The organism is Inquilinus sp. CAU 1745 (assembly GCF_039839375.1).
In the GTDB taxonomy this organism is placed as follows: domain Bacteria; phylum Pseudomonadota; class Alphaproteobacteria; order DSM-16000; family Inquilinaceae; genus JBDOQU01.
Window position 1 is genome coordinate 125,332 of the sequence record NZ_JBDOQU010000014.1, and the last position, 7,126, is coordinate 132,457.

Here is a 7,126-nt window from a genome sequence, read left to right on the forward strand (position 1 = left end):
AATGTGGGATCGTCCCTGTTCAGGGGGCGAAGAGAACAGCTTAAGGGCCGCGCGCCGTTGGGCAAGCGGCAGTTGCGCTCATGACGCTTCGTCTGGCCATCCTGTTCCTTAGCCTCCTCCCGGCGCTGGCCGGCGCGGCGGAGCTTCGGGGGCATGGCGGCCCCGTCCGGGCGATTGCGGTATCGGCGGACGGCGCGACAATCATCACCGGCAGCTTCGACACCCGCGCCATCCTCTGGTCGCCGGACAGCGGCGAGGCGCGGCAGGTGCTGCTGTTCCATGAAGGGCAGGTGAACGCCGTCGCGGCGCTCGGCGACGGACGGTTCGCGACCGCCGGGGAGGATTCCCGGATCGCGATCTGGCAGGAGGGTCAGCCCGCTCCCATCCGCATTTTCGAAGGCCATAGCGCCCCCATAGCGGCGCTCGCGGTCTCCCCGGACGGATCGATGCTGGCCTCGGCCTCCTGGGACAGGACCGTCCGGCTCTGGCCGCTCTCCGGCGATGGCGCGCCCCGGACGTTCGAGGGCCATGACGGCAACGTCAACGCGGTGGTCTTCCTCTCCGACGGCGCGTTGGCCAGCGCCGGCTACGATTCCCGGTTGATCCTACGGCCCCTCGACGGGGAGGGCGCGCCGGTCGCGATCGAGATGCCGACGCCGCTGAACGCGCTGGCTGCCTTGCCCGGCGATCGGCTGGCCGTGGCCGGCGGCGATGGCTTCGTGCGGATCGTCGGCCGGGACGGCGACATCCTCGCCGAAGCGCCGGTCGCCTCGACGCCTGTGGTCGCGCTCGCCGTCACGGAGGATGGCGGCCTGATCGCCACCGCCAGCCTGCGGGACGGCGTCACGATCCTCGACGCCTCCGACCTCAGCCCGATCCGCTCCCTGGCGGCAGTCGAACAGGCAATATGGGCGCTGGCCTTCACGGACGATGGCCGGACGCTGCTCGCCGGCGGCTCGGGCCGGGTGGTCAGGCGCTGGGACGTGGAAACCGGCCAGCCTCTCGACGAAGCCGGCGCGGGGTCGGAGGATCTTCTCGCCGCCTATGAAGGCGACCGGGGGGCGGAGATCTTCCGCGCCTGCGTCGCCTGCCATACGCTCGACCCATCGAACGGCAACCGGGCGGGACCGACGCTGCATGGGCTGTTCGGTCGGGAGATCGCGTCCTTGCCGGGCTACCGCTATTCTGACGCGCTGGAGGAAATGGATATCGTCTGGACGCCGGAGACGGTATCGGAACTGTTCGAGATCGGCCCCGCGACCTACACGCCGGGCACCAAGATGCCGGAACAGAGGATCGGCAGCGCGGAGGACCGCGCGGCGCTCATCCGCTTCCTGGAAAGGGCGACCGCCGACTGAAAACCCGTCAGTCGGATTCCCCGCTCCGCATCTCCCGCTCGCGCAGATAATCCGCCGTGGTGCGCGTCGCGGTGCGGCGCGGGCCGGCATAGGGGTCCAGCCCCTCGTTCATCACCGAATCGACCCGGCAGGAATCGCACATCCGCACGACATCGAGCCGGCTGGAATTCTCGCCGGAGAACATCCAGTGCCCCCCCTCCAGCTTGGCGACGATCCGCTCCACCGTGCTCTTCGTGCCGAACGGCTTGTCGCAGCGGATGCAGTGGAACGGCTCCTCCTCCTTCACCGTGCGGCGCGGCGCGCTCCAGGCCTGGAAGTCGAGTTGCGGGACCAGCGAGATCACCTTCTCCGGACAGGTCGCGGCGCAGAGGCCGCACTGGACGCAGGCGCTTTCCGTGAAGAACAGCGCCGGCCTCTCCTCGCCATCGGACAGCGCGCCCGTCGGGCAGGCGGCGACGCAGGAAAGGCAGAGCGTGCAGCCCTCCGCATCGATATCCAGCGTCCCGAACGGCGCGCCCACCGGCAGTGCCACGGAATCGACCGGCGACGGGGCGGCGCGATGCAGTTCGGTCATCGTGCTTTCCAGCACGCTCCGCTTCCCGCCCAGCGGAAGGAAGCTTCCCGGCCGGGGCGAGGCAACACCCGGCGGCACGGCGTCCAGCGCGGCCCGCAGCGCATCGGGATCGTCGGTCTCGATCAGCCCGCACCGTTCGTCGCCATAGCCCAGCGATCCGGCGATCAGGTTGGCGATATCGATCGTCCGCTCCAGCCCCGGCGCGTCATGCCTGCGCCTGCTCGGCCCCACGGCCCGCGCCGCCGACGCGCCCCAGGCCAGCGGCGCGGTCCAGGCCTCGATTCCGATCTGGGTGATCTCGTTGACCGCCACCGGCAGGACGTTGGCGGCAAGCCCGTCGCCGAAACGCCCCAGCGCGTCGATCAGCGGGCCGCCGTGGCCGCCATCGTGGAACAGCACCACGGCGTCCCGGCCGCCGGCCTTCGCATAGGTCTGGAGAAGCGTGCGCACCCGGCCCAGCAGATCCTCGGCGGTCGGCAGGGCGTAGGAGGCCGCGCCGGTCGGGCAGGCGGCGGCGCAGCTTCCGCAGCCGGCGCAGATATGCGGGTCGATCGCGACATGGTCGCCGGCCGGGGCGATGGCGCCGGTGGGGCATAGATCCAGGCAGCGGGTGCAGCCGGTGATGCGCGACCGCGAATGGGCGCAGAGGTCGGCTGAGAAGGCGATATAGCGCGGCTTGTCGAAATCCCCCGCCAGGTCGGATGCCTTCCGCACCGCCTCCGCCACCGCCGCCCGGTCGCCCGGATCGGCCCTCAGATAGCCGTCGCGCACATCATGCGCCGGAAAAAGCGGCGCGTCCCCCGTCAGGTCCAGCAGGATGTCGCAGCGCGACGCCGCCCCGTCCCGCCCCGGTCCGAACCTCAGCGCCTCGCGAGAGGAGGGGGCGGGCAGGGCGAAGCCGTCGACGGTCAGGTCGAACGCGCCCAGATAGCCGAGGGCGGTGCGGATCGTGCCCCGTGCGACGGGGAAGTCCCAGACGCGCGGCGGCATGACGCCCTCCGGCCGGGTCAGCATCACCGTCACGTCCAGCGCGCCGGCCAGAAGCCGTCCGGCCTCGATCGCCGTCTCGTCCCGCCCGTAGACCAGCACCACGCCGTCGCTGTGGAAGGAGACGCTTTCCGGCGCCGACGCCGGCTGCCTCGCCATCGCCAGAAGGGCCGCGGCCTTGGGGCCTGCCCCTTCGGCCTGGTCCGACCAGCCGGCGGTTTCCCGGACGTTCGCGAAGGAAAGGTCGCCGGCGAAGCCCAGATCCTCCGCCACTTCGGAGAACAGCGGCGCCTGCTGGATGCAGCCGATCGTCACAGGCCCGTCTTCGGGGGGGCGACCCTCCAGGATCGCCCGCACCCGGTCCAGCTCCGCGCCGCACAGATGGTCCCCGGTTTCGACGCGGGCGTCCCCGCATCCGCGCGCCACGCTGTCGCCGAAGGAAGGCATCGTCCGCTCGCAGGAGCAGACAAGGAATGTGTGCTGCTTGCCCAGGTTCATTTCTGCTCCCATGGGCGAGAAGTCTCGCCGGTAGCGTCGCCCTGCCGCCAAGGACTATAACAATAGCCGAGCCGCCGTCACCAGCCCGCCTTCACAAGTCCGTGGTTCGATGCCAATGACGCTGCGCCCTTCGGTCACCGACCGACCGCTCGACCTGCCGCCGCCCTACAGTCTCGTACCGCTGCGGGAGGTCGGGGACGCCTTCGCCCATGCCTGCCGGATCGCGGGGGAGAAAGGGGCGGGAACGCTGGTCTGGGTCCGCCGTTACGACCTTGCGGAATTCGCCGTGGTGCTGGAGCCCGACCAGCCCCTGGCCGAAGCGCGGCTCGCCCATTATGTCGGAATGAACGCCCTGGCCGATACGCTCATCGTCCATGCCCCGCCCAAGAAGCCGGTCCTCTTCGACTGGCCGGACGCGCTCCGCGTCGACGGCGTGATGGTCGGCGGCGGCCGGCTCGGCTGGCCCGATGGCGCGGACGAGGACGAGCCGCCCCCCTGGATGGTCTTCGCTGGGATGATCCGGACATCGGCAGTTCGCGCCGGGGAGCCGGGGACGCGGCCTCAGTTCGGCGGGCTGGACGAGTTGGGTTTCCAGGAGATCGATTCCGGGGACATCGTCTCCAGCTTCGCCCGGCATCTCATGGTGGGATTCCATGAATGGGGCGAGGACGGCTTCTCCGGCTGCGGCAGGCGCTGGCTCGATCGGCTCGATATTGGAAAGGGTCCACCGCCTCGCCTGGCGGAGAATGGCGACCTTTTAATCGGCGAGGGGAAGCGGCGGGCGCTGGCTCCGGCGCTGGCATCGCCTTCCTGGCTCGATCCCGCGACGGGGGCGCCATGGCTCTGAAGCTGCCTCGGACGATCCGTCTCGATCCCTCCGATACTTTCGTTTACGCCCGCGCGGCGGAGCCGGGGGAGTGGGCGGTGACTGGCACGTTCCTGTTCCACGGAATCGACGTGGCGGCGCTGGAGGGCAAGACGCGCCAGGCGTTCCGGGCGGGCTTCCTCGGCGTCGGCAGCTTCGGCTGGTCGACCCTCGCAGTCGTGACGGAGGTGAGCGCGGAGGAGTACGCCGGGGCGGTGGAAAGCCTTGCCCGCCGGCTGGTCGACCATTGCGGCGCGCCCGATGCCGCCGCCGCCAGGCCTGCCGCGGAGGAGGAGATCGCCTTCGCCTGCACCCTCTGCGATCACCCGCCGAACATGCTGATCGGCATCCACCGCAGCCTGGAGGAGGACGGGATCAGAGAAAGCTTCCGTACGCTCCAGCGCCGCGCCGGCTGGGAAACCGCCGACGCCTTCGGGTTCGAGGCGGAGGAGGAAGAAGAGGATGTCGACCTCGTCACCCTCTCCGGGGAAGAACGCGGATGACGGATTTCTGGATATCCTCCGGCCATCACCTGCTGGACCGCGACGGGTCGGGCCGGCTCATCGTCACCGACGCCTTCCTCAAGGCCTATCTGGCGCGGCCGGAGCTTCTGCCACCGCAGGATGCTTGCATCGCTGAACGGCGACTTCACCACGATCTGCTGATGCACCGGCCGAGGCGGCCCGTCGAGGAAGAGGAGATCGCGGCGATCGAGGATCTCGACGCGCGGGAGAACTGGCGATTCATGATCGCCTTCCGCGACCTGCTGCTCGCCGCGCCTTCGCTGGAAGCGGCCTATCTGGAACTGGCGCACGGCGCGGCTGGTTCGACGCCGCCGCTCTTCATGAACCAGCTTGCCCAGCTTGTGCTGCGCAATGCGTTCGATTCCGATCCGGACCCCTTCGCCCTGCGCGCGGCGGAGCTTTTCTACCGTGCGCAGCGGGTTACCGTGCATGAGGGCCGCGTGCTGCTGGCCGACTCAGAAACCATCGATTTGCATGAGCGGGAGGGCCGGGCCTTCCCGCTGGTCGGCATGCTGGCCGGCCCGGCCGCCACGCAGCTCGATATATTGGAGGACGGCAACACCGCCGGCTATTTCGACCGCAGCGATTCCTTCGACATGGTCCTCAATCTCAGCGGCGGCGAGGCGCGGCGCGGGCTTGCCGCCGCCATGACGGGGTGGATCGGCCATCTCCTGGGCGTGAAGGTTGCGATCGAGCCGGTGGAGCGGGTGGAGGACAAGAACTGGGCCTGGTTCGTCGGGCTGGACGCGGAGGCGACGCGGATCGGCAACGCGCTCTGGGAAGGCCGGGAACTGGATCCCGACGCGGCAGAACGGGTGATGGCGCTCTTCCGGCTGGAATTCCGCGATGTCGGCGACGTTCGGCCGGAGGTCGGCGCGCGGCCGGTCTGGCTGATCCTCGCCATGACGCCCGACCGCACGGTCCGGCTGAAACCGCAGAACCTCGTCGCCGGCCTGCCGTTGAAGCTTCCGGAGATGGTGCATTGACGAAGGTTGGGGTTTGACGCCGGAATGATCCGCGAGACGATGGAGGTGGCGGTGTTCGTCGAACGCCGGAAGCTGAAGAACCCCTGGATCGACCACGCCTGGATGCCCGTCTCCGTGGTCGCGGGCGTTCCTTCGGCCGAACCCTGGACCATCGTCGAGGAAAGGCCGGGGGCGGTGCGGTTCTATGCCGGTCCGTTTCGGCTGGAGTTTTTCGGCGCGGATACGGGGACCTATCGCGACAATCTTCTTTCCGGCAGGCCCAGCCTCTGGGTTGCCCTCCGCCCCTCGAACTCCCCACCCGGTGTCGCCCTCTATAAGGTGACGGCCGATTCCGCGGAAGGGGAGGCGCTGACGGAGCCGGGGACGGACATCATCGAGGCGCTGCCGATGCCCGCCGCCGTGCAGGCCCGCCTCGCCGCCTTCGTGCAGGCGCACCATGTCGAGCGGCCCTTCGTGAAGCGCAAGCGGGACGAGGCCGACCCGAAGGCGATGGCGACGCGCCCGCCCGGCCGGGGCAAGCCGGAGGAGGATCGATGACCGGCGACGATGAAGGGCCTCTGGCGCGCTGGTCGCGCCGCAAGCAGGCCGCGCGCGCGCCGGAAGCCGCGCCATCGCCGCCGGAACGCGAAGCTCCGCCGGCAATCGTGGAGGAAACCGTTCCTCCTGAAGCCCTGCCCCCCGAAGCCCTGCCCTCCCTCGACGATCTGACCGTCGGAAGCGACCTCGCCGCCTTTCTGCGGAAGGGGGTGCCCGAGGCCCTGAAGCGGGCGGCGCTGCGGAAGATGTGGTCGCTCGACCCCGCGATCCGCGACCATGTCGGCCTGTCGGAGAACGCCTGGGACTTCAACGATCCCGCCTCGATCCCCGGCTTCGGCCCGGCTGCCAAGGCGCTGGTGAAGCCGGATTTCCTCTCGCGGGGGCGCTTGAAGCTTGACCGGCCGGAACCCGCCGATTCGCCCCCGCGGGAAGTCCCGCCGCCCGAACCCGAACAGCCGGAGCCTGAGGCGGAAGAAGAGGCGGCGGTGGAGGAGGCGAGCGAAAAATCTCCCGACCCCCGCCCTGCTCCCGCTCGCCACGGCGGCGCCCTGCCCAGAGAAGATTGAGAGCGCCCCTACCTCCTCACCTTGAGCCTGTCGAAAGGTGCGGGGCACACATGGTTCGACGGGCTCACCGATGGTGTCATTTTTGTTGGTCATTCCGGCCCCCGAGCCGGCAACTGTGTTGTCAGGCCCAGGCTTTACGGTCTCTGAGCATGGCGTTGAGGTGGGTGAGGAGCTTTCTGGCGACGGCGATGATGGCGACTTTCTTGGTGAGTGAGCGGCTGTAGACAGCGT

At 69.6% G+C, this 7,126-nt stretch carries 7 protein-coding genes; 6 read left to right on the forward strand and 1 reads right to left on the reverse strand.

Translation table 11 applies throughout. The annotated features are described in order from the left end of the window. Positions 1 to 80: 80 nt before the first annotated feature. Positions 81 to 1,358, forward strand: a complete 1,278-nt coding sequence (locus tag AAFN89_RS16020; protein WP_347540131.1) for a c-type cytochrome — start codon at positions 81 to 83, stop codon at positions 1,356 to 1,358. 7 nt (positions 1,359 to 1,365) lie between these two features. Here AAFN89_RS16020 and AAFN89_RS16025 read toward each other — a convergent pair whose 3' ends face one another. Next, on the reverse strand, positions 1,366 to 3,417 hold the full coding sequence (locus AAFN89_RS16025; RefSeq protein WP_347540132.1) for a 4Fe-4S dicluster domain-containing protein: 2,052 nt from the start codon (positions 3,415 to 3,417) through the stop codon (positions 1,366 to 1,368). 115 nt (positions 3,418 to 3,532) lie between these two features. On the opposite strand from AAFN89_RS16025, the gene AAFN89_RS16030 reads away from it, so the two are divergent. Genes AAFN89_RS16030 through AAFN89_RS16050 form a run of 5 tightly spaced genes read left to right on the forward strand, consistent with a single transcriptional unit; the run spans position 3,533 to position 6,895 of the window. Further along, a complete protein-coding gene (locus AAFN89_RS16030) occupies positions 3,533 to 4,264 on the forward strand; it encodes a biotin/lipoate--protein ligase family protein (RefSeq protein WP_347540133.1) in 732 nt (243 codons plus the stop codon). Continuing rightward, entirely contained in the window at positions 4,255 to 4,785 is a 531-nt protein-coding gene (locus AAFN89_RS16035) for a DUF6505 family protein (protein ID WP_347540134.1), read from the forward strand. Before AAFN89_RS16030 ends, AAFN89_RS16035 begins: the two co-directional genes overlap by 10 nt. Then, positions 4,782 to 5,792 carry a DUF6352 family protein gene (locus AAFN89_RS16040; protein WP_347540135.1) on the forward strand — a complete coding sequence of 337 codons (1,011 nt, stop codon included), beginning with the start codon at positions 4,782 to 4,784 and terminating at the stop codon, positions 5,790 to 5,792. Before AAFN89_RS16035 ends, AAFN89_RS16040 begins: the two co-directional genes overlap by 4 nt. Before the next feature lie 24 nt (positions 5,793 to 5,816). Continuing rightward, positions 5,817 to 6,329 carry a DUF3305 domain-containing protein gene (locus AAFN89_RS16045; protein WP_347540136.1) on the forward strand — a complete coding sequence of 171 codons (513 nt, stop codon included), beginning with the start codon at positions 5,817 to 5,819 and terminating at the stop codon, positions 6,327 to 6,329. After that, complete coding sequence (locus AAFN89_RS16050) at positions 6,326 to 6,895, forward strand: DUF3306 domain-containing protein (RefSeq protein ID WP_347540137.1); 570 nt, start codon at positions 6,326 to 6,328, stop codon at positions 6,893 to 6,895. Before AAFN89_RS16045 ends, AAFN89_RS16050 begins: the two co-directional genes overlap by 4 nt. Positions 6,896 to 7,126 lie beyond the last annotated feature (231 nt).